The sequence below is a fragment of the Aureimonas flava genome (genome assembly GCF_003583935.1).
Lineage (GTDB): Bacteria > Pseudomonadota > Alphaproteobacteria > Rhizobiales > Rhizobiaceae > Aureimonas > Aureimonas flava.
Genome location: NZ_QYRN01000014.1, coordinates 34,827 through 60,245, shown reverse-complemented (window position 1 = coordinate 60,245; position 25,419 = coordinate 34,827). Strand labels below are relative to the sequence as shown.

The 25,419-nt window shown below is 71.8% G+C and carries 22 protein-coding genes and 1 other RNA gene; 7 read left to right on the top strand and 16 right to left on the bottom strand.

The genetic code is table 11. The features are described from left to right. Positions 1-130: 130 nt before the first annotated feature. From D3218_RS18715 to miaA, 7 genes are all read right to left on the bottom strand, one after another. Positions 131-874, bottom strand: a complete 744-nt coding sequence (locus D3218_RS18715; protein ID WP_119541601.1) for a pyridoxine 5'-phosphate synthase — start codon at positions 872-874, stop codon at positions 131-133. Between the two features lie 34 nt (positions 875-908). After that, positions 909-2,036 (bottom strand): ATP-dependent DNA helicase, encoded by a 1,128-nt coding sequence (locus tag D3218_RS18710; protein WP_119541600.1) that lies wholly within the window; start codon positions 2,034-2,036, stop codon positions 909-911. A gap of 40 nt (positions 2,037-2,076) precedes the next feature. Then, the gene (locus D3218_RS18705; protein WP_119541599.1) at positions 2,077-2,673 is read right to left on the bottom strand and encodes a LysE family translocator; all 597 of its coding nucleotides are present in this window, start codon (positions 2,671-2,673) and stop codon (positions 2,077-2,079) included. 105 nt (positions 2,674-2,778) lie between these two features. Next, the gene (gene ilvN, locus D3218_RS18700; RefSeq protein WP_119541598.1) at positions 2,779-3,360 is read right to left on the bottom strand and encodes an acetolactate synthase small subunit; all 582 of its coding nucleotides are present in this window, start codon (positions 3,358-3,360) and stop codon (positions 2,779-2,781) included. A gap of 73 nt (positions 3,361-3,433) precedes the next feature. After that, a complete protein-coding gene (locus D3218_RS18695; RefSeq protein WP_168990597.1) occupies positions 3,434-5,227 on the bottom strand; it encodes an acetolactate synthase 3 large subunit in 1,794 nt (597 codons plus the stop codon). Between the two features lie 240 nt (positions 5,228-5,467). Continuing rightward, positions 5,468-6,313 carry a DUF1206 domain-containing protein gene (locus D3218_RS18690; protein WP_119541597.1) on the bottom strand — a complete coding sequence of 282 codons (846 nt, stop codon included), beginning with the start codon at positions 6,311-6,313 and terminating at the stop codon, positions 5,468-5,470. Positions 6,314-6,365: 52 nt separating this feature from the next. After that, positions 6,366-7,274 carry a tRNA (adenosine(37)-N6)-dimethylallyltransferase MiaA gene (gene miaA / locus D3218_RS18685; protein ID WP_119541596.1) on the bottom strand — a complete coding sequence of 303 codons (909 nt, stop codon included), beginning with the start codon at positions 7,272-7,274 and terminating at the stop codon, positions 6,366-6,368. 18 nt (positions 7,275-7,292) lie between these two features. Here miaA and serB point away from each other — a divergent pair, with 18 nt between their 5' ends. Both serB and D3218_RS18675 read left to right on the top strand, forming a co-directional pair. Beyond that, positions 7,293-8,174, top strand: coding sequence for a phosphoserine phosphatase SerB (gene serB / locus D3218_RS18680; protein WP_119541595.1), 882 nt, complete (start codon positions 7,293-7,295; stop codon positions 8,172-8,174). Then, positions 8,174-8,755, top strand: coding sequence for a GNAT family N-acetyltransferase (locus D3218_RS18675; protein WP_119541594.1), 582 nt, complete (start codon positions 8,174-8,176; stop codon positions 8,753-8,755). The genes serB and D3218_RS18675 overlap by 1 nt, the downstream gene beginning before the upstream one ends. Before the next feature lie 64 nt (positions 8,756-8,819). On the opposite strand, the gene D3218_RS18670 is transcribed toward D3218_RS18675, so the two are convergent. From D3218_RS18670 to D3218_RS18650, 5 genes are all read right to left on the bottom strand, one after another. Then, positions 8,820-10,430, bottom strand: coding sequence for a Do family serine endopeptidase (locus D3218_RS18670; RefSeq protein WP_119541593.1), 1,611 nt, complete (start codon positions 10,428-10,430; stop codon positions 8,820-8,822). A 121-nt stretch (positions 10,431-10,551) separates the two neighbouring features. After that, positions 10,552-11,538, bottom strand: a complete 987-nt coding sequence (gene hflC, locus D3218_RS18665; protein WP_119541592.1) for a protease modulator HflC — start codon at positions 11,536-11,538, stop codon at positions 10,552-10,554. Further along, the gene (gene hflK / locus D3218_RS18660; RefSeq protein WP_119541591.1) at positions 11,535-12,764 is read right to left on the bottom strand and encodes an FtsH protease activity modulator HflK; all 1,230 of its coding nucleotides are present in this window, start codon (positions 12,762-12,764) and stop codon (positions 11,535-11,537) included. Before hflK ends, hflC begins: the two co-directional genes overlap by 4 nt. A gap of 148 nt (positions 12,765-12,912) precedes the next feature. Continuing rightward, positions 12,913-13,437: a dihydrofolate reductase gene (locus D3218_RS18655; protein ID WP_119541590.1), complete on the bottom strand. Its 525-nt coding sequence runs from the start codon at positions 13,435-13,437 to the stop codon at positions 12,913-12,915. A gap of 4 nt (positions 13,438-13,441) precedes the next feature. Continuing rightward, on the bottom strand, positions 13,442-14,236 hold the full coding sequence (locus tag D3218_RS18650) for a thymidylate synthase (protein ID WP_119541589.1): 795 nt from the start codon (positions 14,234-14,236) through the stop codon (positions 13,442-13,444). 106 nt (positions 14,237-14,342) lie between these two features. On the opposite strand from D3218_RS18650, the gene ssrA reads away from it, so the two are divergent. The 4 genes from ssrA to D3218_RS18630 all read left to right on the top strand — a co-directional run bounded on the left by ssrA (position 14,343) and on the right by D3218_RS18630 (position 15,786). Next, positions 14,343-14,701: a transfer-messenger RNA gene (ssrA, locus tag D3218_RS18645) on the top strand. 53 nt (positions 14,702-14,754) lie between these two features. Beyond that, positions 14,755-15,345 carry an SspB family protein gene (locus D3218_RS18640; RefSeq protein ID WP_119541588.1) on the top strand — a complete coding sequence of 197 codons (591 nt, stop codon included), beginning with the start codon at positions 14,755-14,757 and terminating at the stop codon, positions 15,343-15,345. Positions 15,346-15,358: 13 nt separating this feature from the next. Next, positions 15,359-15,565 carry a DUF4169 family protein gene (locus D3218_RS18635; RefSeq protein WP_342635124.1) on the top strand — a complete coding sequence of 69 codons (207 nt, stop codon included), beginning with the start codon at positions 15,359-15,361 and terminating at the stop codon, positions 15,563-15,565. Next, positions 15,562-15,786 (top strand): ribbon-helix-helix domain-containing protein, encoded by a 225-nt coding sequence (locus D3218_RS18630; protein WP_119541586.1) that lies wholly within the window; start codon positions 15,562-15,564, stop codon positions 15,784-15,786. The genes D3218_RS18635 and D3218_RS18630 overlap by 4 nt, the downstream gene beginning before the upstream one ends. A gap of 57 nt (positions 15,787-15,843) precedes the next feature. Here D3218_RS18630 and D3218_RS18625 read toward each other — a convergent pair whose 3' ends face one another. Next, entirely contained in the window at positions 15,844-19,614 is a 3,771-nt protein-coding gene (locus D3218_RS18625) for an AsmA family protein (protein WP_168990596.1), read from the bottom strand. Positions 19,615-19,790: 176 nt separating this feature from the next. Here D3218_RS18625 and D3218_RS18620 point away from each other — a divergent pair, with 176 nt between their 5' ends. After that, entirely contained in the window at positions 19,791-22,454 is a 2,664-nt protein-coding gene (locus tag D3218_RS18620) for an ATP-dependent helicase (RefSeq protein ID WP_119541584.1), read from the top strand. A gap of 114 nt (positions 22,455-22,568) precedes the next feature. Here D3218_RS18620 and D3218_RS18615 read toward each other — a convergent pair whose 3' ends face one another. From D3218_RS18615 to D3218_RS18605, 3 genes are all read right to left on the bottom strand, one after another. Next, positions 22,569-23,132: a hypothetical protein gene (locus D3218_RS18615; RefSeq protein WP_119541583.1), complete on the bottom strand. Its 564-nt coding sequence runs from the start codon at positions 23,130-23,132 to the stop codon at positions 22,569-22,571. Then, on the bottom strand, positions 23,129-23,602 hold the full coding sequence (locus D3218_RS18610) for a hypothetical protein (RefSeq protein WP_119541582.1): 474 nt from the start codon (positions 23,600-23,602) through the stop codon (positions 23,129-23,131). Before D3218_RS18610 ends, D3218_RS18615 begins: the two co-directional genes overlap by 4 nt. 163 nt (positions 23,603-23,765) lie before the next feature. Next, on the bottom strand, positions 23,766-25,301 hold the full coding sequence (locus tag D3218_RS18605; RefSeq protein ID WP_119541581.1) for a chromosome partitioning protein ParA: 1,536 nt from the start codon (positions 25,299-25,301) through the stop codon (positions 23,766-23,768). Between the last annotated feature and the right edge of the window lie 118 nt (positions 25,302-25,419).

The following is a 25,419-nucleotide window of genomic DNA, read 5'->3' as shown; positions in this document are numbered from 1 at the left end:
GGCACCGGCCGACGACAGCTGGGAAGAGTTCTGAGCCGCACGGCGCGCCGGCCCCGACGCCGGCGGCACGAGACCGACCGCCGCCCGCCCGCCGCCCCGAAGCGGCGCGGCGGGCGACGCGTTTCGGGGCCTAGTCGCCCCGGCAGGCGGACACGAAGCGGCGCACCGATCCGGCCATGCCGTGCTCCAGCGCGTCGGCCGTCAGGCCATGCCCGATCGAGACCTCCGCGAGCTGCGGCAGGCGGCGCACGAGCGGCGGCAGGTTGGCCACCGTCAGATCGTGGCCGGCATTGAGGCCGAGGCCGGCCGCCTGCGCGGCGTCGCCCGTCGCGCCCAGCCGCTCCAGCCAGGCCTCGGCCGCCAGCGGGTCGGAATGCGTGCCGCCGTAGGGCCCGGTATAGAGCTCCACTCGGTCGCAGCCGGTCTCGGCGGCACGCTCCATGATCGCGGGATCGGCGTCGGCGAACAGCGACACGCGCATCCCCTCCCCCTTCAGCCGCGCCACCACGCCCCGGAGCAGCGCGGCATGGGCGGCGAAGTCCCATCCGTGGTCCGAGGTCGGCTGCGAGGGATCGTCGGGAACCAGCGTCACCTGCTCGGGCCGGTTGGCGAGGACAAGCTGGAGGAAGTCCTCGCTGGGATAGCCTTCGATGTTGAACTCGGCGCCGGGAAACTCCCGGTCGATCAGGCCGCGGAGCACGGGAAGGTCCGAGAAGCGGACATGGCGCTGGTCGGGGCGCGGATGCACGGTGAGCCCGTGCGCGCCCGCCGCCAGCGCGATCCGGCCGAAACCCTCGACGCTCGGCCAGGGCAGGTCGCGGCGGTTGCGCAGCATGGCGACCGCGTTGAGATTGACGGAGAGTTCGCAGGGCATCGGGTCGTCTCCGCAGTTTTCGAGCGCGCTCGGCTCACTTCACGATGGTCAGACGCTCGGCGGCGCGGGTGATGGCCGTGTAGAGCCAGCGCTCGCGCGTGTCCTTGAAGGCCCAGCTCTCGTCGAACAGCATCACGTGGTCCCACTGCGAGCCTTGCGCCTTATGGACGGTGAGCGCGTAGCCGTAGTCGAAGTCGTCGTAGCGCTTCTTGGTCGCCCAGGGCACCTCGGCGCTCGGGTTCTCGAAGGCTTCCCGGAGGAGCTTGATCTTGGCGGCGCCCCGGTCGATGTCGTCGTCGTCCGGCTTCACGATGAGATTGGTACCCGGCTTGGTCTTTTCCGGCGAGGCGGTCATCACCTGCCAGAGCGAGCCGTTGAGCAGGCCCTTTGCGGGGTCGTTGCGCAGGCACACGAGCTTGTCGCCCGACTGCGGCAGAGGCCCGGTGAAACCCTTGAGCTCGCGCAGGCGGTTGTTGTAAAGCCGCCGCGTCCGGTTGGTGCCGACCAGCACCTGATCGGCGGCGATCACCTCGTCGCGGTCCACCTCGCGCCGCGAGATGACCTTGGCCGCGCCCTGGTCGCCGAGCGCCAGCGCGCGGCCCTCGCGCGCGTCGAGCGCGAGCGACAGGATCGGGTTGTCGCGGGCCTGCCGGTGGATTTCGGTCAGCAGGAAGTCGGGCTCGGCCTCGGTGAAGAATCCACCGCCCGACACGGGCGGAAGCTGGCCGGGATCGCCGAGCACCAGGATCGGCGTGCCGAACGACAGGAGGTCCCGCCCCAGCGCCTCGTCCACCATGGAGCATTCGTCCACCACCACGAGCTTGGCCTTGGCGACGGGGCTCTGGCGGTTGAGCGAGAAGGTCGGCGAGACGCGCGCCGTGCCGGTCGTCTCGTCTTCGGCCGATTCCTCGCCGCGCGGGCGGTAGATCAGCGAGTGGATCGTCTTGGCGGACTTGGCGCCCTTGGAGCGCAGGACCTGCGCCGCCTTGCCGGTGAAGGCGGCGAACTGCACGCCGCCTTCGACGCCTTCGGCGAAATGGCGCGCGAGCGTCGTCTTGCCCGTTCCGGCGTAGCCGAAGAGGCGGAAGATCGGCTGGTCGCCGCGCCGGAGCCAGTCGGCGACGCGCGTCAGGGCCTCGTCCTGCTGGGGAGAGAACTTCATGGCGCCCGGCGTCGCAGAATTTTGGCCCGGCGGCAAGCGGTCAGCGCAGGAGCGGCCAGAGCGTGGCCACGAGTGCGAGGCCCATCGCGAGGTTGAAGAGACGAAGACTTCTGGGGTCCGACAGGAGGTTGCGCAGCCCCATGCCGAACCCGGTCCAGATCAGGGCGGTCGGGATGCCGACGACGAGGAACGCGGCCACCACCGCCAGCATCGACAGAACGGGCGCCTCGGCGCTGACATTGGCGCCCATGGCGACGAAGGCCATCGCCCAGGCCTTGGGGTTCACCACCTGGAACAGGGCGGCCTGCGGAAAGGTGATCGGCCTCTCGGCGCCGGCGGAGGGCTCGGCCGACGCCCGGGAGAAGGCGATCTTCCAGGCGAGCCAGAGGAGATAGGCGGCGCTCGAGACCTTCATGGCGAGCTGCAGGCCGGGCATCGAATGGAGAAGGGCGCCGAGCCCGAGGCCGACCGCCAGAAGCAGGAGCCCGAAGCCGAGCTCGATGCCCAGGATATGTGGAATGGTGCGCCGCAATCCGAAGTTCACGCCCGAGGTCATCAGCATGATGTTGTTCGGACCGGGCGTGACCGAGGTGGCGGCCGCGAAGATGAACAGGCCGAGGAGAACATCGAGGCTCATCGTCTTTGCGTCCGAAGGTCGTTGGCGCGCGGCATCGTCCAGACCGACGGCCCGGCCGGAACGATGGGGGAACGGGGGATCGTCGGCACCGGCGCCGCCGAACGGTCAGCCCTCGATGATCGGGTCCTTGCCGCGGCTCATCGCGGCGACGCCCGTGCGGCACACCTCGACCAGCCCGAGCGGCGCCATGATCTGAATGAACTTCTCGATCTTCGAGGTCTTGCCGGTGATCTCGAAGACGAAGTGGTCGGTGGTGGAATCCACCACCTTGGCGCGGAACACGTCGGCGAGCCGGAGCGCCTCGACGCGGTCGTCGCCGGCGCCCGCGACCTTGACCAGCGCCAGCTCGCGCTCGATCGGCCCGTCCTCGCCCTGCCCCGTCGCCGTCCCGGTGAGGTCCACCACCTTGTGCACGGGCACGATCCGGTCGAGCTGGCTCTTCACCTGCTCGATCACGCCCGGCGCGCCGCGCGTCACCACGGTGATGCGCGACAGATGCTTGTTGTGGTCGGTCTCCGAGACGGTCAGGCTCTCGATGTTGTAGCCGCGCCCGGAGAACAGGCCGATCACCCGGGCGAGGACGCCCGGCTCGTTGTCCACCACGATCGACAGGGTGCGCGCGACGACCGGCGGCTTGTCGTCGGTGATGAAGTAGGCGGAGGCGGGCGGCTGTAGCGGAAGGTTCATGGGTCTTTCCCGAAGAGGGCGGCGCGGCGGCGAAACGGATGGGACGGCGGGGCGCATGCCCCGCCGCTACTGCTTACACCAGCGCCTTGCCCTTGGCGTCGATGGCGTTGGCGACCGCGTCGTCGCTCGCCTCGTCGGGCAGGAGGATCTCGTTGTGCGCCTTGCCGGACGGGATCATCGGGAAGCAGTTGGTCAGGTTGGCGACGCAGCAGTCGACGATCACCGGACCGTCGGTGTCGATCATCGCCTGGATGCCGGCGTCGAGGTCGCCCGCCGTCTCGATGCGGATGCCCTTGCCGCCATAGGCCTCGGCGAGCTTCACGAAGTCCGGCATCGCCTCGGAATAGGAGTTCGACAGCCGGTTGCCGTGCAGGAGCTGCTGCCACTGGCGCACCATGCCCATGTACTGGTTGTTCAGGATGAACACCTTGACGGGCGCGCCGTGCTGGACGGCGGTGGAGAGCTCCTGCGTCATCATCTGGATCGAGGCGTCGCCCGCGATGTCGATGACGAGCGCGTCCGGATGCGCGATCTGGACGCCGACCGCGGCCGGCAGGCCGTAGCCCATCGTGCCGAGCCCGCCCGAGGTCATCCAGCGGTTGGGCTCCTCGAAGCCGTAGAACTGCGCGGCCCACATCTGGTGCTGCCCGACCTCCGTGGTGATGAAGGTCTTGCGGTCCCGGGTCAGCTCGTAGAGGCGCTTGATGGCGTGCTGCGGCAGGATGAGGTCGCCCTCCTGGCGGAACGCGAGGCAGTCGCGCGCCTTCCATCCGGCGATCTTGTCCTTCCACTCGCCCAGCGCCGCCTGGTCGACCGTGGCGCCCGTCTCGCGCCAGACGCCGATCAATGCCTCCAGGACGTGCGCGACGTCGCCGATGACGGGCAGATCGACGCGCACGTTCTTGTTGATGGACGAGGGGTCGATGTCGATGTGGATCTTCTTGGAGCCCGGCGAGAACGCGTCGAGGCGGCCGGTGATCCGGTCGTCGAACCGCGCGCCGATGCAGACCATGACGTCGCAGCCGTGCATGGCGAGGTTGGCCTCGTAGGTGCCGTGCATGCCGAGCATGCCGAGCCAGTTCTCGCCCGACGCCGGATAGGCGCCGAGGCCCATCAGGGTCGAGGTGATCGGGAACCCGGTCATGGCGACCAGCTCGCGCAGGAGACGCGAGGCCTCCGGCCCCGAATTGATGACGCCGCCGCCCGTGTAGAGGATCGGGCGCTTGGCACCCTTCATCATCTCGACGGCGGCGCGGATGCGTCCGTCATCGGCGGCGAGCTTCGGCTGATAGCGCTGCGTGGCGCGCGAGAGCGACGGCGGCGTGTAGGTGCCGGTCGCGAACTGGACGTCCTTCGGGATGTCGACGACGACGGGACCGGGCCGGCCCGAGGTCGCGACGTGGAAAGCCTCGTGCAGGATCTCGGCGAGGTCCTCGACGCTCTTAACCAGCCAGTTGTGCTTGGTGCAGGGGCGCGTGATGCCGACCGTGTCGCATTCCTGGAACGCGTCGGAGCCGATCAGCGTGGTGGGGACCTGGCCGGTGATGCAGACGAGCGGGATGGAATCCATCAGCGCGTCCTGCAGCGGGGTGACGGCGTTGGTGGCACCGGGCCCCGAGGTCACCAGCATGACGCCCGGCTTGCCGGTGGAGCGGGCGTAGCCCTCGGCCGCATGGCCGGCGCCCTGCTCGTGGCGCACCAGGATGTGCTTGACATCGGACTGCTGGAACAGCGCGTCGTAGATCGGCAGCACGGCGCCGCCGGGATAGCCGAAGAGATGCTCGACGCCGTGGTCCTTCATCGCCTGGACCACCATCTGGGCTCCGGTCATCTGGCGGACGGAAGTGTCGATCGTCATCTGGTTCATGGCTCGGCCTGCTGGGTTTGGGTGCCGGCTCGTCTGGCTGCGGCGCGTCGTTTCCGGGAAATTCAGGCAATAAAAAAGGCCCTTCGAGGGGCCTTGGGGTGCGCACACGTGGCAGGAGCCGGACGGTCCCTAGACCGCCTCGCGTGTGCGCTTTCCTACGAGAATGAGCGTGATCGTCTGCATGGGGCGAGACCCTATGGGCAGTTCACGCGGCCGTCAAGCCGCGCCCGGCACTTTCGCTCAGGCGCCCATGCGGCGCAGGGCGTCCGACGGGTCGAGGTCGGGCGATCGGATGCGGCCGTAGCACGACAGGATCAGCGCATAGGCGCCGAAGGCGACGAGGCCGAGCCCGGTGCCCGAAAGGAGCAGCGCGCCATGCGGCCAGGACCCGATGGCCACGAGCGCGTCCTCCAGGCCCGGCATGTGGTCGGGCGACCAGCGCGAGGCGCCGGTGAAGAACAGGACCGCGAGCGCCAGGAAGACCACGGCGCGCGCCGCGATGCCGAAGCGGCAGACCGCGGTCATCCAGCGCGCGTGGGCCTGCGGCAGGCGCAGGAAGCGCAGGAACGAGCCGCTCCAGGCCTTCTTCACCTGCGCCCCGGCGACCCCGAGCATCAGGAGCCCGGCCGGAATGGTGAACCAGGGCCCGAACAGCGGCGCCCACTGGTTCAGAAGGCCCCCGCCCCCGTCCCCGTCCCCGCCGGTGGACAGGCCGAACAGGAGCGAGGCGGCGTAGATCGACAGGAACAGATAGGCGAGGCCCGAGACGAAGCGGCCGAGGCGGGTGGCGAGCCCCTTGGGCGAGGTGCCGTAGCCGTCGGCATCGAAGATCGCCTGCACGAAGCGCCAGAGCGAGAAGCAGGGCAGTGCCACGGCCAGGAGCACCAGGAGAACGCCGCCGAAGGGCGAGGCGACGATCCGACCGATCGCGTCCTCCTGGCTCATGGCCTCGCCCGCGGCGAAGGCCGTCAGGAAGGCGAAGGTGCCGATCACCACGAACACCGCCGCCCGCGCCAGGTAGCCGAGCCGGGCCGCCTTCTCGATCGCGTCGCGGTGGTCGCGCACGGGCATGGAACTGGACGACATGGGGAACCTCCTGACCGGCCGGAAACGGACGCCTTCCCGCGCGGTTCCCCGATCAGCCCCCCGGATCGAACGCGGCGCCGTCGCCGAGCCGTCGCCACTCGGCGCCGAACTGGTTGCGGAACCACGTGTCCTGCCGCTTGGCGTATTGGCGGGTGCGCGTCACCGCCCGCTCGCGGGCCTGCGCCAGAGACAGGGTCCCGTCGGCATGGCCGACGAGCTCGCGCAGCCCGATCGCCTGCCCCGCGAGCCCCTCCCGGGCGGCCGGGCCGCGTGCGCGGAAGGCCAGCGCCTCGTCCAGCGCCCCCTCGGCCAGCATCGCGTCGAAGCGGGCGGCGATGCGCTCCCGCAGGAGCGCGCGGTCGGGCGCAAGGACCAGCCGGAGGACGCCCTCCGGCGCGATCAGAGGGGCGCCGCCGCCTCGCCGCAGCTCGGCCAGCGGGCGCCCCGTCGCCTCCGAGAGCTCCAGCGCCCGCACGATGCGGGCCGGATCGCTCGGGCGGACCGCGGCGGCCGCCGCGCGATCGCGTCGCGCGAGCTCGGCGTGCAGGGCCTCCGGCGCTTCCCGCTCGGCCCGTGCGCGCCAATGGGCGCGGATCGCGTCCGGCACCGGCGGCAGGTCGTCGAGGCCGCCGAGCAGCGCCTTGAAGTAGAGCCCCGTGCCCCCGCACACGACCGGCACGCGGCCGCGCCCGGCCAGTTCGGCGAGCAGCGGCCCCATCTCGCGCAGCCAGTGGCCGGCCGAATAGGGCGCGGCGGGGTCGGCGTGGCCGTAGAGCCGATGCTCGACCTCGCCCATCTCCGCCTCCGAGGGCCGCGCACTGAGAATGCGCAGGCCCGCATAGACCTGCATGGAATCGGCGTTGACGACCGTGCCGGCGAAGCGCCGCGCCAGCCGCAGCGCCAGGGCCGACTTGCCGCTGGCGGTGGGCCCGGCTATCAGGATCGCCTTCGGTCGTTCCATGCTCAGGTCGGTCCTTTCATGTTTGTCGTCACCCTCCTGTCGGCGCGGCGGGATCCCCGCGTCTCCCGCACCCTGGTGGAGACGGCACGCGGCGAGATCGGCGAGGCGGAGCCGCGCTGGCTGGAGCCGGACGTCGCCTGCGACCTCGTCACCCTCCACCGCCCGGACGCGGCGACCGCCGAGCGGCTGCGCCGCCTCGCGCTGGACGAAGGCGTCGACTGCGTGGTGCAGGAGGCGGCGGGCCGCCGCAAGCGGATTCTCCTGGCCGACATGGACTCGACCATGATCGACCAGGAATGCATCGACGAGCTGGCCGCCGCGATCGGCATCAAGGACCAGGTCGCCGCGATCACCGCGCGCGCGATGAACGGCGAGATCGCTTTCGAGCCGGCCCTGCGCGAGCGTGTCGCACTTCTTCGCGGCCTGCCCGTCTCGACCATCGCCGACGTGATCGCCGGCCACATCACCCTGGCCGAGGGCGGCGCGACCCTGGTGCGCACCATGAACGCGAGCGGGGCGCACACGGCGCTCGTGTCGGGCGGCTTCACCGCCTTCACGCAGGTGATCGCCGAGCGCCTCGGCTTCGCCGAGAACCGCGCCAACGTGCTGGAGATCTCGGGCGACACCCTGAGCGGCACCGTGGCCGAGCCGATCCTCGGCGCCGAAGCCAAGCTCGCGGCCCTGCGGGACATCTCGCTTCGTCTCGGCACGACGCCGGCCGACGCCATCGCGGTGGGCGACGGGGCGAACGACCTGCCGATGATCCTGGCGGCGGGCACCGGCGTCGCGATCCATGCCAAGCCGGCGGTGGCGGCCAAGGCGCCGCACCGGATCGACCATGGCGACCTGACGGCGCTCCTGTTCCTCCAGGGCTATCGCGCGGACGACTTCGTGTCCTGATGGACGGGCTGGCGACCGAGCGGCTCACCTTGCGGCGCTGGCGCGAGGCGGACCGCCCGGTGTTCCATCGCCTCAACGCCGACCCCGCCGTGATGCGCTTCTTCGACAGGCGCCTGACGCGCGAGGAAGCCGACGCCACGATGGACCGCTGGAACGCCGGCCTCGACCGGAACCGCATGAGCTTCCTCGCCGCCGAGCGCCGCCGAGACGGCGCGGTGGTCGGCACGATCGGTCTCGCGCCGGTCACCGAGGACATCTACGCCTTCGCGCCGACCGTGCAGATCGGCTGGCGCCTCCTGCCGGAGGCGGAGGGGCAGGGCTATGCCACGGAGGGGGCGCTCGCCTGCCTCGCCTACGGCTTCCGAACCCTCGCCCTGCCCGTGATCGTCGCGCAGTGCGTGGTCGAGAACCGGGCCTCGGAGGCGGTGATGCGGCGCCTCGGCATGCGCGCGCGGGGCACGTTCGACCATCCGAAGATATCGGCGGAGACCCATCCCCACCTCCGGCGCCACAGCCTCTTCGCGCTGCGGGCGGCGGACTGGCGCGCCGCCGGGCGAGCGGACGGTTCAGGCCCCCTCTAGCGCCGGGCGCCGCGTCCGCCGCGCGGGAGGGGGCGCCAGGACGGCGCGGCGTTGCGCATGCGCGCTAGTCGATCGGCACCACCGCGAAGCGCAGGTCGCCCGAGCGGTCGGCCAGGAGAAGCAGGGCGTTGCGGCGTCCGTCCGCCTTGAGCTTGGCGAGCTTCTCGCGGGCGTCGGCGGCGTCCTTCACCACCTCCTGGCCGATCTCCCGGATCACCGTGCCGGGGACGATCCCCTTCTCGCCGGCCGCCGAGTTCGGCGCCACCTCGGTGACCACGACGCCCGACAGGTCGTCCGCGAGGTCGAAGCGGGACTTGAGCTCGTCGCTGACGTCCGAGAGCTGGAGACCGAGCGTCGCGCTCGGCGAGGCGACGTCGGGCGCGGCCGGATCGTTGTCCGCCGGCGCGTCGTCCTCGCCCGCGTCCGTCTCGTCGGCGTCCTCGAGGCGCCCGAGCGTGACCTCTACGCTGACGGGCCGGGCCGGCGCGTCGAGGCTTTCCTTGCGCAGGAGGTCGAGCGTCACCGTCTTGCCGATCTCGGTCTCGGCCACGATGCGCGGCAGGTCCCGCGAGGTCGCGATGTCGCGGCCGTCGAAGCGGGTCACCACGTCGCCGATCTCGATCTGGCCGTTGTCGGCGGGCCCTTCCGGGATGATGCCCATGACCAGGGCGCCCCGCGCGTTCGGCAGTCCGAGCCCCTCGGCAATCTCGTCGGTCACCTCCTGCAGGCGGATGCCGAGCCAGCCGCGCCGCGTCTCGCCGAACTCGCGGAGCTGGTCCACGACGTTCTGCGCCAGCAGCGAGGGGATGGCGAAGCCGATGCCGATCGAGCCGCCGGTCGGCGAGATGATCGCCGTGTTGATGCCGATGACGTTGCCGTACATGTCGAACAGGGGGCCGCCCGAATTGCCCCGGTTGATGGCGGCGTCGGTCTGGATGAAGTTGTCGTAGGGGCCGGCCTGGATGTTGCGCCCGCGCGCCGACACGATGCCGACGGTCACGGAGCCGCCGAGGCCGAACGGGTTGCCGATCGCCATCACCCAGTCGCCGATGCGCACCGCGTCGCTGTCGCCGAACCGGACGGCGGCGAGCGGCGTGTCGGACTCCACCTTCAGAACGGCGAGGTCGGTCTTGGGATCGACGCCGAGGACCCGCGCGTCGAGCTGGCGCCCGTCGGCGAAGTTCACCGTGATCTCGTCGGCGTCTGCGATGACGTGGTTGTTGGTGACCACGACGCCGGACGGATCGAGCACGAAGCCGGAGCCGAGCGACTGGACGCGGTTCTCCCCGTCACCCTCCCGGCCGTTGAGGAGGTCGTTGAAGAAGTCCTGCAGCGGCGAGCCGTCGGGCGCGGCCAGCGGCGGAGCGGGACGCGCCGGCCCGCCCTCGACCTTCTGCGAGGTCGAGATGTTGACCACGGCGCCGAGCAGCCGGTCCGCGAGATCGGCGACCGAAGCCGGCCCGACCATGCGCGGCTGGGCCGAACCCGGCTGCGCCGGCACGCCGGGCGCCGCCGGATCGACCGTCGCGGCGGTGGGCGGCTGCGGCGCGATCGGCTGGCCCTCGGACGGCGGCGCGATCACCCCTTGCGCGCGCGCCGGGCCGGCCTGGACCGCAAGAAGCGCGAGCGCCGCTCCGGCGAGCGGGGAAGCGAGGCGGGCAATCGTGGTGGGCATCGGGAATCCTCGGCCGGGAGCGTGGTCGCGGCGGACCGCGCGATGGAGGCAAGCCGATAAAAACGTTGGAATCAAGAAGCCCGCCGCTCGTGGGGAGCGGCGGGCTCGAAAGGCCGGGTCGTCAGTTGGCCGGCGCGGGCGCCGGCTCGGCGGCGGCGGCGGGCGGCGCTGCCGGGGCCGCGGACGGCGCCACCGCCGGGGGCACCCGGTTCGCCACCGCGCCCGTGCCGGGTCCGCCGGCATTGTCGAAGTAGCGGAAGAACTCGGAATCCGGCCGCAGCAGCATGGTGGTGCCGCCGTTCTCCAACGCCGTGCGATAGGCCTGCATGGCGCGGTAGAACTGGAAGAATTCCGGGTCCCGCTGGTAGGCGTTGGCGAAGATGGAGCTGCGCTCCGCCTCGCCCTCGCCCTGCAGGACCTCCGCGTCGCGCCGCGCGCCCGCCACCGTCTCCGAAACGGACCGGTCGGTGGCCGCGCGGATCTCGCGGGCCGACACGCGGCCGCGCGCGCGCACCCGCTCCGCCTCGGCCAGACGCTCGGCGCGCATGCGCGCATAGGTCTGCTGCGAGACGTCGTCCGTGAGGTCGGTGCGGCGGATGCGCACATCCACGAGGTCGATGCCGAGCTGCGTGGCGTCGGGGCGGATCTGGTCGCGCACCTCGACCATCATCTGCGAGCGCTCCTCCGACAGGGCCGATTCGAAGTTGCGCAGACCGTAGACCCGGCGCACGGCGGCGTCGAAGCGGTTGCGCAGGCGCTGTTCGGCCTGGTCCACCGAGCCCGACACGGCCTGGCGGAAGCGCGCCGCGTTGTTGATGCGGTACACCAGGAAGGCGTCCACGATGTAGAAGGCGCCGCCCGAGACCTGGACGCGCATGTTGTCGAGGTCGAGGCGCAGGAGGCGGTTCGGAAGGACCTGGATGTTGTCCGCGCCGGCGAAGCTGAAGGGCAGCTTGAAGTTGAGGCCCGGCTCGGTGACCACGCGCTGGATCTGGCCGAAGCGGGTCACCACCGCCTGGTTGCCCTCGCGCACGATGAACACCGAATTGTAGAGCACGAAGAGCGCGGCGAGGACGACCGCGAGAAGGGCGTAGACGCGGCTGCTCATCGGGCGGCCCCCTGGATGCTGGACAGGTTGGTGCCCTGGCTGCCGTTGCCCTGCGAGGGCGCCACCGAGTCCGGCGTCGTGCCGCTCGGCTGGATGGTGCGCGTGCCGCCCACGGCGCCGGGCCCCTGCGCGCTCGGGCGCGACAGCTCGTTCAGCGGCAGGTAGGGCACCACGCCCTGGCCGCCGGCGGCGGCCGGGTCCATGATGACCTTGGAGGAATTGCCGAGAACGCCCTCCATGGTCTCGAAGTAGAGGCGCTGGCGGGTGATCTCGGGCGCCTTCTCGTATTCGCCGAGGATCGCGCTGAAGCGCTGCGATTCGCCCTGCGCCTCCTGCACGACGCGGTTCTTGTAGGCGGCGGCGTCCTCGCGGATCTGCACCGCCTCGCCCTGGGCGCGGCCGAGCTGCTCGTTCTGGTAGCGGCGGGCCTCGTCCACGAACTGCGCCTCGTTCTGCTCGGCGCGCTGCACCTCCTCGAAGGCGTCGGCGACGTCGGACGGGGGCGCGGCGTCCTGGATCGTGATGGCGTTGACCCGGAGGCCCGCGCCGTAGTTGTCGAGCGTGTCCTGCGTGATGGCGCGCACCTGCTCGGCGATCCCGGCGCGGTCGTCGCGGAACACGTCCTCGACCGGACGCCGGCCGACCACCTCGCGCATCGCGCTCTCGGCCACCTGGCGCAGCAGCGCCGGCGGGTCTTGCACGTTGAACAGGTAGTTGTCCGGGTTGGCCACCTGGTAGTTCACGGTGAACTGGGTATCGACGATGTTCTGGTCGCCCGACAGCATCAGGCCCGAGCCCTCGCCGCCCTGCGAGGAGCCGATCACCATCTGGCTTTCGGCGGTGGAGACGGTCTCGACCGTCTCGAACGGCCACAGCACGAAGTGGAGACCCGGCTCGGACAGCTGCTCGTTGGGCTTGCCGAACAGGAGCTCGACGCCGACCTCGTCGGGCTGCACCGTGTAGACCGCGTTCAGGAGCCAGACCACCGCGAGGCCGGCCACCGCGAGGCCTGCGATCGCGGCACCGCCGCCCGAACCCGCCCCGCGACCGCCGCCGCCGCCCGGCATGGCGCGGCGCAGGCGATCCTGGCCGCGTCGGAGGATGTCCTCGAGATCAGGCGAGTTGTTGTTGCCGCCGGGGCGCGGCCCCTGCGGTCCCTGTCCCCAGGGCCCGCCGCCACCGCCGCCTTTCCAGCCGCCGTTCCCCGTCTGATTGCTCCAGGGCATGGATGTCCTTCCGTCAAAACCCGAGGCGCGCGCGGAGGCCTATCCGCCCCGCCGCGTCATCAACCCCTTATAGGAACCGCAAAATCGCGTTTCAACGCGCGTCACGAGCGAATGATCGGGCGCCTTCCCGCCATGGTTAGCGCGGCGGTCACGTGCGCTCCCACCGCTCGTACCACGTCGGCGCGCTGTCGCGCGGGCCGCCGGGGCCGGGCTCCCGGGCCGCGAGCGCGAAGCCGGCGGCCTCCAGGTCGGGAAAGAAGGCGTCGCCGTCGGGCGAGGCGTCGATCACCGTGCGCTCGACGCGGTCGGTCGACGGCAGGAATTCGCGGTAGATCTGCGCCCCGCCGGCGATCACGATTTCGTTCGCGCCGCGGCGATCCGCCGCCCGGGCGGCCAGCGCCAGCGCCTCGGCGGGCGAGCGCGCCGGGATCGCCCCCTCGAAGGGCAGGCTCGCGGCGCGCGTCAGCACGATCGTGTCGCGCCCGTCGAGGACGCGGCCGATCGATTCCAGCGTGCGGCGCCCCATGATCATCGGCTTGCCCATGGTGAGCGCCCGGTAGCGCTTGAGGTCGGAGGGGATCGACCACGGCATCGCGCCCCGAAGGCCGATCACGCCGTTGGCGGCTGTCGCGACCACCGCGACCACCGCGACCAGGGGAAGCGCGCGCGTCATCCGCTCAGACCGCCACCGGGGCCGCGATGTGGCCGTGGGCCTCGTAGTCCTCGATCGCGATGTCCTCGAACCGGAAGGCGAAGAGGTCGCTCACCGCCGGATTGAGCCGCAGGCGCGGCAGCGGCAGAGGCTCGCGCGCGAGCTGCAGCCGGGCCTGATCGAGATGGTTGTGGTAGAGATGGGCGTCGCCGAGCGTGTGGACGAAGTCGCCCGGCAGGAGGCCCGTGACGTGCGCCACCATGTGCGTCAGCAGCGCATAGGAGGCGATGTTGAAGGGCACGCCGAGGAAGATGTCGCCCGAGCGCTGGTAGAGCTGGCAGGACAGGCGCCCGTCGGAGACGTAGAACTGGAAGAGGCAGTGGCAGGGCGGCAGGGCCATCTCGTCCACCATGGCCGGGTTCCAGGCCGAGACGACGAGGCGGCGCGAGTTCGGGTTGGACCGGATCTCCTCGACGACCCGCGCGATTTGGTCGATGTGGCCGCCCTTGCCGTCCGGCCAGGATCGCCACTGCGAGCCGTAGACCGGGCCGAGGTCGCCGTTCTCGTCGGCCCATTCGTCCCAGATGCGCACGCCGTTCTGGCGCAGATACGCCACGTTGGTCTCGCCCCGCAGGAACCACAGCAGCTCGTGGACGATCGAGCGCAGGTGCAGCCGCTTGGTGGTGACCAGCGGGAACCCCTCCGACAGGTCGAAGCGCATCTGGTGCCCGAACACGCCGCGCGTGCCCGTCCCGGTGCGGTCGCCCCGGTCGGTGCCTTGGTCGAGGGCGCGGGCGAGAAGGTCGAGATAGGCGCGCATGGCGGCTCCGCGGTGGGCGTGTCGGGGGATGGATCGCGCCTTTGGGGCGCGGAGTCGAGTCCCGCGGCCGCCCCCGCGCCGGGGCGGCCCATCAAAACCATTTTGCCGTCTTTTCAGGGGCGCGCCGAAACCCTATATTCGCCCGGCCGGGGCTTGCTCCGGCTATGGCGATAAACGGCCGATGGAATAAACCTTTCGGACCCGGGGGCGGTACCCGGCGCCTCCACCTGAGCCCAGCCTCGCCGCTGGGTTGAGGCGGGGGCGAAATAGGATCGACGAGGGTGTAAAGATCGTTCTTTCGCTCGGCATGGTACCACCGTTATCGGGCTGAAAAAGTAGTTGCCAACGACAACTATGCGGAAGCCCGTCTCGCCGCTTAACGCGGTGCGATAGCTTCGAATCAAGCCCTGAGGGTTCGCACTTTCAGGCGGGGCTCGGAGGTGCCTGGCAACAGAAACCTCCACTCGTTTTCCGGGCCCCGTCGCCCGCAGTCAGGCGTTGCGAATTCAGGACCACCGATGGGCCAGGACCTTATCCGATACGATGTTCTGGCGCAGGACGCCCTGCGCGGCGTGATCCGCAAGGTGCTGGGCGAGGTGGTCAAGACTGGCCTGCCCGGCGAGCACCACTTCTTCATCACCTTCCTGACCTCGGCCCCCGGCGTGCGCCTGTCGTCGCGCCTGCGCGAGAAGTATCCCGAGCTAATGACCATCGTCATCCAGCACCAGTACTGGGATCTTTCGGTGAACGACACGGCCTTCGAGGTCGGCCTGTCCTTCTCCGACATCCCCGAGCGCCTGCTGATTCCCTATTCCGCGATCCGCGGCTTCTACGACCCGGCCGTGAACTTCGAGCTCGAGTTCGACGTGCGCGACATGGACGCGGCCAATTCGCAGGACGAGGACGCCCCCGCGCCCACCGCGCTCGCGCCCGTCTCGCCGACCGCGACCGCCGTGAAGCCGGTGGCCGCGAAGTCCGGAGCCCCGGCCGCCAAGTCGGCGGGCAAGGCGGCGCCGGACGCCAAGCCCGAACCGGCCGACGAGAAGGCGCAGGCCGAGAAGTCCTCGGCCGACGTCGTGTCGCTGGACGCCTTCCGCAAGAAGCCCTGACGCGTTGGGCGAGGTGGTCAACCTCCGCTTGGCCCGCAAGCGTGCCGCGCGCGCCGCGGGCGAGGACGCGGCCGCGCGCAACCGCGCCGCGCACGGGCGCACCAAGGCCGAGCGCGACGGAGCGCGGCTAGAGGCCGAGCGAGCGGACCGCCGGCTCGACGGCGCCCGGCTCGACGGCGCGGTCTCCTCGAAAAGCTCCGCCGACGATCCCGAGGCATGACCGAGAAGCGCTCCCTGTCGATCCGGGGGCACCGAACCTCGATCAGCCTGGAGGACGCCTTCTGGCGGGAGCTGCGCCGCATCGCCGCGCGTCGGCATACGAGCCTCGCGGCGCTGATCGCCGAGATCGACGCCGAACGCGCGCCCGGCACCAACCTGTCCTCCGCGATCCGTCTCCGCGTGCTGGCGGACGCCCTCGCCCGCGCACCGGACGGCACCTGACGGACCCCGCGCACCCGCCTTGCGCGCCGTGCATCCCTGCGCGGCTGCCGCTTCCGCTCAGAGCCGGTTGGGATCGCTGACGCCGGGAAGGCCGCCGAAGCCGGAGGCCGGCGGGGCGCCCGGCGGGGGAAGCGGCTGCAACTCGAAATCGGAAGGCGGCGGGCGTTGCGCGGGCGCGGTGCGTGCGGCCGCCTCGGCCTGCGCGGCGGCGGCCCTTGCGGCGGCCTCTCGCGCGGCGGTTTCCCGCGCGGCCTCCGCCTCGCGTGCCTGCCGCGCTTCCGCCTCTCGCCGTTCGGCCTCCGCGCGCTCGCGCGCCTGCCGCTCCGCCTCTGCGCGCGCCGCTTCCTCGCGCGCTTGCGCCTCGCGCGTCTCCCGCTCCTGCCGAAACTGCTCGCGCAACCGTTCGCGCTCGCGATACAGGCGCGCCTCGCGGCGCAGCCGCACCGTTTCGCGCAGGTCGTCCTCGATCGCCTCGATCCGCTCCTCCTCGCGCCGGGCGCTGAGCGCCGACAGATAGGTCGCGAGCGGCTGCACCGCGGTCTGGAGCACGGGCGCCGTCCACGGCCCGGCGATCCGGTAGGACACGGCGGGCGGCGCGTCCTCCACCGCCTCGTCGGCCGGAGGCGCGAGGCGAAGCGCAAGTTCGGCCTCCACCTGGCCGGACCGCATGTCGAACGCCGCCTCCCCTTCCAGCGCCGCGTCGGCGAAGTCGTGGCGCAGCGGTCCGGTGCGCAGCGTGCCCGCACCCAGCGTCCAGTCCGCCGCGAGCGTGCCGAGCGGCGCCCGCGCGCCTGCAGAGAGGCGCTCCACCAGCGCCGACACGGCGGGGATCCCGGTCTCGAAACCGTCCGTCCCGGCGGCTTCGAGAACGGGCGCGAGAAGGTCCGGCCGCACGTCGCGCAGCACCGCGTCCGCGATCGCGAGCCGCCCCCGCCCGTTCAGCGACGACAGGAGCGCCGGCCAGGTCTCGCCGCCGCCCGCAAGCGTTCCGGCCATGTCGAGCCGGCCGGAGAACAGAGCGCCGTCGGTCGCGACCGGCTGCCCGCGAAGGCTCATGTCGAGGCTCGCCGACAGGATGCCGGCGGCGTTGCGCACTTCGCCGCCTCCCGCCAGCCGACCGCCCGAGGCCGTGGCGGCGGACAGGCCGGAGACCGCGAGCCGGCCGCCGTCGCCGGCGATCTCCGTCGCGAGCCCGGAGAGATCCAAGCCGAGACCCGTCGCCCGCTCGGCGGCCAGCGCGAGGCGGAACGCGCGTCCGGGAAGGAGCGGCGCGGCGAAGGGCGTCGGCGTCGCGCCGCCCGTCCCGATCGCGCCGGCCGCATCGGCGCCCGCAACCACCGTGCCGAGCCAGTCGAGGGAGAGCGAGGACAGCGCCAGTCGCCCGGACACCGGCTCGCCGGCGGGCGCGGTCAGGGCACCGGACAGACGCGTGTCGCCGAGCGTGCCGGACAGCCCGTCCAGCGTCCAGCTTCCGTCCGTCCACGACAGACGCGCCGCGCCGGAGACCGGGAGCCCCGCGAGCGGCTGGCCGTAGGCGAGGGCCAGCCGCGTGAGCCAGGGCGCGAGATCGTCGCTGCCGAGGCGCAGGGCGAGCCCCGCCGCCTTGAGGCCGTCGGCGCCGAGCGTCGCCGAGCCGTCCGCCGACAGCTCCGTGCCGCGCGAGCGCAGGCGCAGCGACACCTCCGCCGGCTGGCCCGGCGCGCCGGACGCGGTCAGCGCGGCGTCGAGCGGCACGGCATCGCCGATCGGCAGCACGGGAAGGCCGGCCTGCGCCAGAAGCACCGCGGCGTCCTGCTGGGCGAGCGCGAGGTCCAGCCCGAAGCGTCCGTTGCGCTCCGTGGCGCCGAGGCCGTTCTCCAGGGCGAGGCGAAGCGTCACGTCCGTGCCCGCGGCCGTGCCTGCGAGGGCGACCGCAAGGTCTGTCCGGCCGGCGCCCTGCGATGTCGCCGTGCCGCTCAACGCCAGCGGGCCGAGCGTGGGCGCGCGCCGCGCGATCACGTCGGCCAGCGGGCTGCCCGGCAGGCGACGGCGCAGGAACTCCGCCACACGGGCCGGATCGCCGGCCGCGATATCGAGGCTGAGATCGGGCCGGGGCGTGCCGAACGGATCCGCCAGCGTCCCCTCGGCATGGAGGTCGGCGCCGGCGAAGTCCCGCGCGTCGAGGCTGGCGATGTCCATCAGCCCGCGATCGAGCGACAGGTCGGCCTCCAGTCCGGCGGCCTGGAAGTCGCCGAAGCGCGCCGGCGCCGCCGAGAACTGCACCTCGAAGCGCTCGCCGGGGCGCGGCGCTCCGTCGCGGAGCGCGAGAAGCCGCGCCAGGGCGGCGACGGGCTCGAGATCGATCGCCTCGCCGCCGAGGTCGATCGCGGTGCTGCTGCCTTCCGGTCGCACGGCGCGCCGGATCGAGCCCCGGAGGGTGCGCCCGTCGAGGTCGACCTCCAGCCCGTCGAAGCGTTGGTCGGTGGGCGACAGCGCCACCTCGGCCGAGAAGCCGGCGCGCTGGAGCCGCACCAGCGCGGGGTCGCTCGCGCCGGCCGCCCAGCCGAGAAACGCGGCCGGCTGGCGCGCCGCCAGCAGGAGGTTGCCCCGGAAGCCCGGCTCGTCGTCGGTGCGCAGCACGCCCGAGGCCTCGATCCGCGTTCGGCCGGGCAGCTCGGCCGAGAAGGACTGGAGCGACCAACCGTCGCTGGCGGGCGAGCCGGCCAGCGCGACGTCGCGGATCGTCGTGTCGCCCACGGTGACGAGCGGCAGGGCGAGGCGCACGCGCCCCGGCATGCCGGGCGTCGGCAGCCGTTCCAGCGCGGCGCGCAGCGCCTCGACGCGGGCGGCAAGGCCCGGCGACTGACCGGCCTCGACCGCGGGCGGAGCCAGGCGGTCGACGTCGATCGCCTGACCATCCAGCTGCAGGTCGAACCGCGGAATCGAGCCGAGGTCGACCAGCGCCGAACCGGTCGCGACATAGGGCTGCTGCGGGTCGCCGACCTCGGCGCGCAGGTCCGACGCGCGCAAGGAGGTCGGCGTCAGGGCGAGGCGGGTGACGAGGCGCGTCGGCGGCAGCAGGCGCGGCGCGGCCTCGGCCGGTCGCTCGGCCGCCGGATCGATCGGGCTCGCAAGGGTCAGCGTGCCCTCCGCCAGGGGCTCGCCGGGCTGGTCGGACGCCACCGCGTCGAAGGTGGCGCGCGCGTCGAGGCGCTGCGAATCCAGCGTCAGGCGCACGGGCAGATGGCCGTCGCCCGCCCCGGTGCCGGTGGAGAAGGAGGCGGCGAGCGGCTCGCCGTCGAGCAGCAGCGTCGCGGTCCCCGCGAAGGGCCCCCGCAGCGACTGGGCCGAGAGCGTGCCGTGGATGCGCGACAGCGCGATGCGCCGCGCCGAGCGCCTGTCCGCCAGGACGGCCGAGCCGTCCGCCACCTCGATACGCTCCAGAACCACCGTCTCGCCGGGCGGGGCGGCACGCGCGCCCACCGGCCAGCGGATCGCGCCGTCGGCCTCCACAGGGATGCTGAGCGCCGGGCCGTCGAGGCGCATGTCGAAGATGCGGATCTCGCCCGACAGGTAGGGGGCGAGTTCGGCATCCATGCGGAAGGCGCGCACCGTGAGCACCGGATCGGCCGGATCGTCGCCCACCACCACGTCGGTGAACGACAGGGAGGGAAACGGCAGGAGGCGCGCCGAGGCGATGCCGCGCACCTCCACCCGCTGGCCGAGGATGCGCGAGGCCTCCGCCTCGAAGCTGGCGCGGTAGCTCGTCCAGTCCACGAAGGCCGGCCCCACCAGAAGCGCAAGGAGCGCCAGCACCAGGAGGCCGCCCAGTGCGATGAAGAGCTTCATGCGTCCTGCCTCCCTTCCGGCCCGCCGTTCCGCTCCGCCCGGAGCGCCTGTCTTTTCTTGCGGCATAAGACCCGAGGAGGGCAAGGCGGCGGAGGCCACAGCGAGGGCGAAAGCCGGCCGGCGACCGCTTGGGGTGTTCCCCTAGTGTTCCGCGCGGAATCGATTAAGTAGAGGCGATGGACGAGACCCGAGACCAGAACGCCGCCCCCGCGGGCCGGCCGCAGGGCGGCATCGCCGCGCGCGCACTGGCCGCGCGCGGGGGCCCCGTCGCCCCGCCCGCCGCCGACTATCTCGCCGGGCTCAACCCCGAGCAGCGCGCCGCGGTGGAGACCACGGAAGGGCCGGTCCTGGTGCTGGCGGGCGCGGGAACGGGCAAGACGCGGGTGCTCACCACCCGGATCGCCCATATCCTGGCGACGCGCCGCGCCTTTCCCTCGCAGATCCTGGCGGTCACCTTCACCAACAAGGCCGCGCGCGAGATGAAGACGCGCATCGGCCATCTGGTGGGCGGAGAGGTCGAGGGCATGCCCTGGCTCGGCACGTTCCACTCCATCGGCGTGAAGATCCTGCGCCGCCATGCCGAACTGGTCGGGCTCAAGTCGAACTTCACCATCCTCGACACGGACGACCAGATCCGCCTCATCAAGCAGTTGATCCAGGCCGAGAACCTCGACGACAAGCGCTGGCCCGCCCGCACCTTCGCCAACCTGATGGACGGCTGGAAGAACAAGGGCCTGACACCGGACAAGATCCCCGAAGGCGACGCGCGCGCCTTCGCCGAGGGTCGGGGGCGCACCCTGTATCGCGCCTACCAGGATCGTCTCGTCAGCCTCAACGCCGCCGACTTCGGCGACCTCCTGATGCACCCGATCGCGATCTTCCGCGACCACCCGGACGTGCTGGCCGACTATCATCGCCGCTTCCGCTACATCCTGGTGGACGAGTACCAGGACACCAACGTCGCCCAGTACCTCTGGCTGCGCCTTCTCGCCCAGCATTCGCCCGAGCGCGCGCAGAACGGCCAGGAGGGAGTCAACGTGTGCTGCGTGGGCGACGACGACCAGTCGATCTACGGCTGGCGCGGCGCGGAGGTGGACAACATCCTGCGCTTCGAGCGCGACTTTCCGGGCGCCACGGTGATCCGGCTGGAGCGCAACTACCGCTCCACCGCCCATATCCTGGGCGCGGCGGCCGGGCTGATCTCGGTGAACCAGGACCGTCTCGGCAAGACGCTCTACACCGACCTCCACGATCCCGAGCACGAGAAGGTGACCGTGTCGGCGGGCTGGGACTCGGAGGAGGAGGCCCGCGCCATCGGCGAGGAGATCGAGCAGCTCCAGCGCAAGGGCGCCAAGCTCAACGACATGGCGATCCTGGTGCGCGCCTCGTTCCAGATGCGCGAGTTCGAGGACCGGTTCGTCACGCTCGGCCTGAACTATCGCGTGATCGGCGGGCCGCGCTTCTACGAGCGGCAGGAGATCCGCGACGCGCTCGCCTATTTCCGCTGCGTCTGCCAGCCGGCCGACGATCTCGCCTTCGAGCGCATCGTCAACACGCCGAAGCGGGGGCTCGGCGATGCCGCGATCCGCCTCCTGCACGACTACGCCCGCGCCAAGGGCCTGCCGCTCCTGGCGGCGGCCGCCGACCTCGTCGGGGGCGACGAGCTGAAGGCGCGCCCGCGCGCCGCGCTCGCCGAGGTGGTGCGCAACTTCGAACGCTGGTCGGGCCTCCTGTCGACCATGCGCCACACCGATCTCGGCGAGATGATCCTCGACGAATCCGGCTACACCGAGATGTGGCAGGCCGACCGCTCGGCCGAGGCGCCGGGGCGGCTCGAGAACCTCAAGGAGCTGATCCGCTCCATGGACGACTACGAGAGCCTGCCGGGCTTTCTGGAGCACATCGCGCTCGTGATGGACACCGAGCAGAACGCGGAGACCGACGCCGTCTCCATCATGACGCTCCACTCGGCCAAGGGGCTGGAGTTCGAGACCGTGTTCCTGCCGGGGTGGGAGGAAGGCCTCTTCCCGCATCAGCGATCGCTGGACGAGGGCGGCCGCTCCGGGCTGGAGGAGGAGCGCCGCCTCGCCTATGTCGGGATCACGCGCGGCAAGCGGCGGGTCAAGATCTGGTTCGTCTCGAACCGGCGCATCCACGGCATGTGGCAGTCCACCATTCCCTCGCGCTTCCTGGACGAGCTGCCCGAGGACCATGTCGACGTCCTGGAGCCTTCCACCTCCTACGGCGGCTACGGCGCCGGCGGCATGGGCGGCTACGGTGCCTCGCGCTGGGACGGCAACGCGTTCTCGACCTCCTCCTACGGCACGCCGGGCTGGCGCCGCGCGCAGGCGGCGGGGGGCTCGGGCGGCTATGCGGGCGGGCGCGGCCGGGCGATCGAATACGGCGAGGGCGGCGTGTCCGGCTCGGACGCGCGCTCGCGCGCATCCGCCACGGCCGACAAGTACATCGCGCGCGACGGCGCGGCCGGCGGCTCGGGCCGCCCGGACGCGGCGGCGAGGGCGGGGCCCGATCGCGCCGGCTTCGCCGGTCGCCTGAGCGATCCCTTCTCGGACAACCGCTCGCGCGGGGCCAACCAGCCGCCGCGCAAGGGCGGCGGGCTCTATTCCTCGGCGCGCGCCGGGGGCCCGCGGGAGATCGAGGGCACGCTGGTGGCGAAATCGGTGGCCGACGAGCCGAGCCGGTTCTCGGCCGGCGACCGCGTGTTCCACATCAAGTTCGGCACGGGCACGGTGGCCGTGGTGGAGGGCAACAAGCTGACCGTGGATTTCGACCGCGCCGGCCAGAAGCGCGTGCTCGACGGGTTCGTGGAGCCGGCCTGAGCCTGGGTCGATCGAGCCGGATCGGTTCGAGGGCTAGCCGCTTTCGCAGGCATCCTACCGCCGGGAGACCGGATCGCCGGTGACGAGGCGGCAGGTTCCGCCGCGCCGGATCGGTCAGGTCACGCCGGCGAGGAGCTCGTGGACGCGGCGCAGATAGGCCTCGGTCTGCCGGCACTTGGCCTCGGCCTCGCCCGCGCGCTGTTCGGCGCGCTTGGAGCGCATGTCGGCTTCCCACTCGTGGTATTCGGCGTCGCGCAGCGCGGTCTCGGCCGCGATCACCCGCTCCTCGGCCTGGCGCAGCCGCTCCTCCAGCGAGTGGATATGGGTCTGCAGCCGGTGCTGGTCCTCGGCCGCGCGGTCGGCCAGCGCCTTGGACTGCTTATCGAGCTGCACGAAGCGCTTCTCGTAGGCCCGGATCGTCGCGGCCGTGCGCTCCACCAGGGTCAGCGTGCGCGTCCAGTCGGTCGGCGAGGGCTCGATGGTGAGCTGGCCCACCGCCAGGGCGATCGCCTTGGCGGGCACCGCCGGCTCGGCCGGCGCCAGCTCCGACCGGATCGGCTCGGCCTCGCCCGTCTCGGGCGCGGAGAAAAGGCTCGTGACCTCGGCCACGCGTCCCGGATCGGTCTGCGCCATGGTCTCGACCTCGGGAAAGGAGGTGGTTTCTCGGACGGCGCTCATTCGTCGTCCCCGAGGCGCCCGCTGGCGAGCGCCGCGCGAAGCTCGGCCTCGGCGCTGTCGTCGCCGCTCAGCACCTGGCCGAAGCTGCCGACGATCGCGTCGTGCATCTTGGCGAGCCAGGCCTCGGCCTCGGCGGCGCGGCCCTCGGCCAGGCGCACGCGCGCTTCCGTCTCGGCCAGGCGCACCTCGGCCTCGTCGAGCTGTTCCTGCAGCGAGCGGATCTCCTCGCTCGCCCGCTCGGCGTCGAGCCGGTGCTCGATCTCCATCTCGGTGGCGCGCTCGTCGCGGATGCGGATCGCCTCGCTGGCCTCGCGCACCAGGTCCAGCGCCGCCGACCAGTCGCGCGCGGCGCCCGACCTGTCGTTGGTCGAGACCAGCACGAAACCGCTGTCGCCCCGCCCGATGCCGGAATGCTCCGTCACGCTCTGCCGGAGGCCCACGCCGATCTCCTCGCTCGCACCATTCGCCATCTTGCCGATCCTTTGCCGCCGCTCGCGTATCGCCTCCGAGGGCCTCCATCCCGACCTTCGGACATTTCCCTGCTTCCGTTCAATAGGTTGCGGGGCATTTCCTGTTGCGCGCCTCCGACGGGGTGCCCGGCGCCATGCCCGCCGAGCCGGCCGTCCCCAGCGCTCAGTCGCCCTTTTCGGGCATCATGAACGGGCGCACGTTGGAGCTGGACTCGCCGCCCGGCGCCGTGCCGCCGTGCCCTTCCGCGCCGCCTTCGACCGAAAACCCGCTCTCGCCGCCGCGTGAGCGGGTCGCGCGCTTCAGCGTCTCGTTCTGGCGCTGGAGCGCCGAGCGGTTCTCGCGGGCGATGTCGAGCGCGCCCTGGGCCAGGGTCCGCTCGGCCTTCTCGTTCTGCAGTTCCTCGATCAGGCGGCGGTTGGCCGATTCCAGCGTCTGGCGCTCCTGCTCGAAGCGCAGGGTGAGCGCCTCCACGCGGTCGGACAGATTGTTGGCGCGCGTGGTGACGCCCTCCAGCGCCGCGTCCTTGGCGGCCAGCGCCTTGACCAGCATGTCGGCGCGCGCCTCCAGTTCCGTGCGCCCCTTCTGGGCGTCCTGGAGATGGGCCATAAGGCGGCCGGCCTCGGTCTTGCTGGCCTCCAGGCGGCGGTCGAACGTGGTGCGCTCGGCGATCGCCTCCTTGTTGGCCCGCTCCGCCGCGCGCATGGCCTCCTCGCGCTCGCGAAGCTGGCCACGCACCTGGGCGAGGATCTGGTCCGTCGCCATCAGCCGCGCCGACAGCGCCTCGATCTTCATCGACGCGCTGGAGCGTTCGGTCTTCATGGCCGAGAGCTCGGCCTCGAGCTGGGCCACCGCCCGCTGGCGCCCGGCCTGCTCGGCGGCGATCTGGGTTTCCTGAAGCGCGATCGTCTGCAGATGCGCCTCGCCCTGGGCTTCGAGCTCGTCGATCCGCGTGCCCGACGACACGAGCTCGGCGGCCTGCTCGCCGGCAAGGTTCTGGAAGCGGCGGTTCTCCTGTTCCAGGATCTGCCGGCGCTCGGACACCTCGCCCAGCATCCGCTCGGCGTCCGCCAGCGCCTGGTCGGAGACCTGCGCCTCGGCCCGAAGGGTCTTCACCTCCAGCGCCAGCGACTGGTTCTGCTCCACCTCCGCCAGGAGCTGGCGCTCCAGGGCGTTGGCATGGGTGGTCTTCTCGCGCAGCGTCAGGCGCTGCTCGTCGAAGGCGGTTTCCTGCTCGCGCATCGTGTTCTCGAGGCGCGTCGCCCGCGCCACCGCCGTGGACAGTTCGCTGGAGGCGGTGGAATAGCGTCCGAGCAGCGAATCCACCTCGCGGCGCAGCGCCTGCCCGCTCTCCATCTCCTGCTGCAGCAACGCCTCGAGCTCCAGGATGCGCGCCTTGGAGCGCGGCAACTCCTCGGCAATGGTCTCGATCGGGCCGATGAGCTGCGAGAAGTCGTCGGTCAGGGTGCGCAGGTCGCCGAGGCGCTCGGCCATCTCGCCGATGCGCACCTTCAGGAGCTCGTTGCGCTGGCCGATATTGTCCAGCGGCGGCACGAAGCCCGGATGGGACGTCACCGGGGGCGCGACCGGAGCGCGCGGCGGCGCGGGCTCGATCACCTTTCCGAAATCCGTCCGCTCCACGGTGCCCTCGCTCGGCCGCTGGCCGTCACGGCGGAAGAAGAACGACAGCGGTGAGCTCATCCCTATCGACTCCTTCGGGGTCCGATCGCCCTGCGGTCTTGCCGACGACCCGAGGCCTAAGCAACATGCTTTACGAAATATTAATCAATTTATCCAGATGAGTGCGGACGTGTCACAC

Bases quoted from the DNA above. Each gene is read 5' to 3' on its own strand.
- D3218_RS18715 (WP_119541601.1), bottom strand. From the start codon at position 874: ATGCCCTGCGAACTCTCCGTCAATCTCAACGCGGTCGCCATGCTGCGC.
- D3218_RS18710 (WP_119541600.1), bottom strand. From the start codon at position 2,036: ATGAAGTTCTCTCCCCAGCAGGACGAGGCCCTGACGCGCGTCGCCGAC.
- D3218_RS18705 (WP_119541599.1), bottom strand. From the start codon at position 2,673: ATGAGCCTCGATGTTCTCCTCGGCCTGTTCATCTTCGCGGCCGCCACC.
- ilvN (WP_119541598.1), bottom strand. From the start codon at position 3,360: ATGAACCTTCCGCTACAGCCGCCCGCCTCCGCCTACTTCATCACCGAC.
- D3218_RS18695 (WP_168990597.1), bottom strand. From the start codon at position 5,227: ATGAACCAGATGACGATCGACACTTCCGTCCGCCAGATGACCGGAGCC.
- D3218_RS18690 (WP_119541597.1), bottom strand. From the start codon at position 6,313: ATGTCGTCCAGTTCCATGCCCGTGCGCGACCACCGCGACGCGATCGAG.
- miaA (WP_119541596.1), bottom strand. From the start codon at position 7,274: ATGGAACGACCGAAGGCGATCCTGATAGCCGGGCCCACCGCCAGCGGC.
- serB (WP_119541595.1), top strand. From the start codon at position 7,293: ATGTTTGTCGTCACCCTCCTGTCGGCGCGGCGGGATCCCCGCGTCTCC.
- D3218_RS18675 (WP_119541594.1), top strand. From the start codon at position 8,174: ATGGACGGGCTGGCGACCGAGCGGCTCACCTTGCGGCGCTGGCGCGAG.
- D3218_RS18670 (WP_119541593.1), bottom strand. From the start codon at position 10,430: ATGCCCACCACGATTGCCCGCCTCGCTTCCCCGCTCGCCGGAGCGGCG.
- hflC (WP_119541592.1), bottom strand. From the start codon at position 11,538: ATGAGCAGCCGCGTCTACGCCCTTCTCGCGGTCGTCCTCGCCGCGCTC.
- hflK (WP_119541591.1), bottom strand. From the start codon at position 12,764: ATGCCCTGGAGCAATCAGACGGGGAACGGCGGCTGGAAAGGCGGCGGT.
- D3218_RS18655 (WP_119541590.1), bottom strand. From the start codon at position 13,437: ATGACGCGCGCGCTTCCCCTGGTCGCGGTGGTCGCGGTGGTCGCGACA.
- D3218_RS18650 (WP_119541589.1), bottom strand. From the start codon at position 14,236: ATGCGCGCCTATCTCGACCTTCTCGCCCGCGCCCTCGACCAAGGCACC.
- D3218_RS18640 (WP_119541588.1), top strand. From the start codon at position 14,755: ATGGGCCAGGACCTTATCCGATACGATGTTCTGGCGCAGGACGCCCTG.
- D3218_RS18630 (WP_119541586.1), top strand. From the start codon at position 15,562: ATGACCGAGAAGCGCTCCCTGTCGATCCGGGGGCACCGAACCTCGATC.
- D3218_RS18625 (WP_168990596.1), bottom strand. From the start codon at position 19,614: ATGAAGCTCTTCATCGCACTGGGCGGCCTCCTGGTGCTGGCGCTCCTT.
- D3218_RS18620 (WP_119541584.1), top strand. From the start codon at position 19,791: ATGGACGAGACCCGAGACCAGAACGCCGCCCCCGCGGGCCGGCCGCAG.
- D3218_RS18615 (WP_119541583.1), bottom strand. From the start codon at position 23,132: ATGAGCGCCGTCCGAGAAACCACCTCCTTTCCCGAGGTCGAGACCATG.
- D3218_RS18610 (WP_119541582.1), bottom strand. From the start codon at position 23,602: ATGGCGAATGGTGCGAGCGAGGAGATCGGCGTGGGCCTCCGGCAGAGC.
- D3218_RS18605 (WP_119541581.1), bottom strand. From the start codon at position 25,301: ATGAGCTCACCGCTGTCGTTCTTCTTCCGCCGTGACGGCCAGCGGCCG.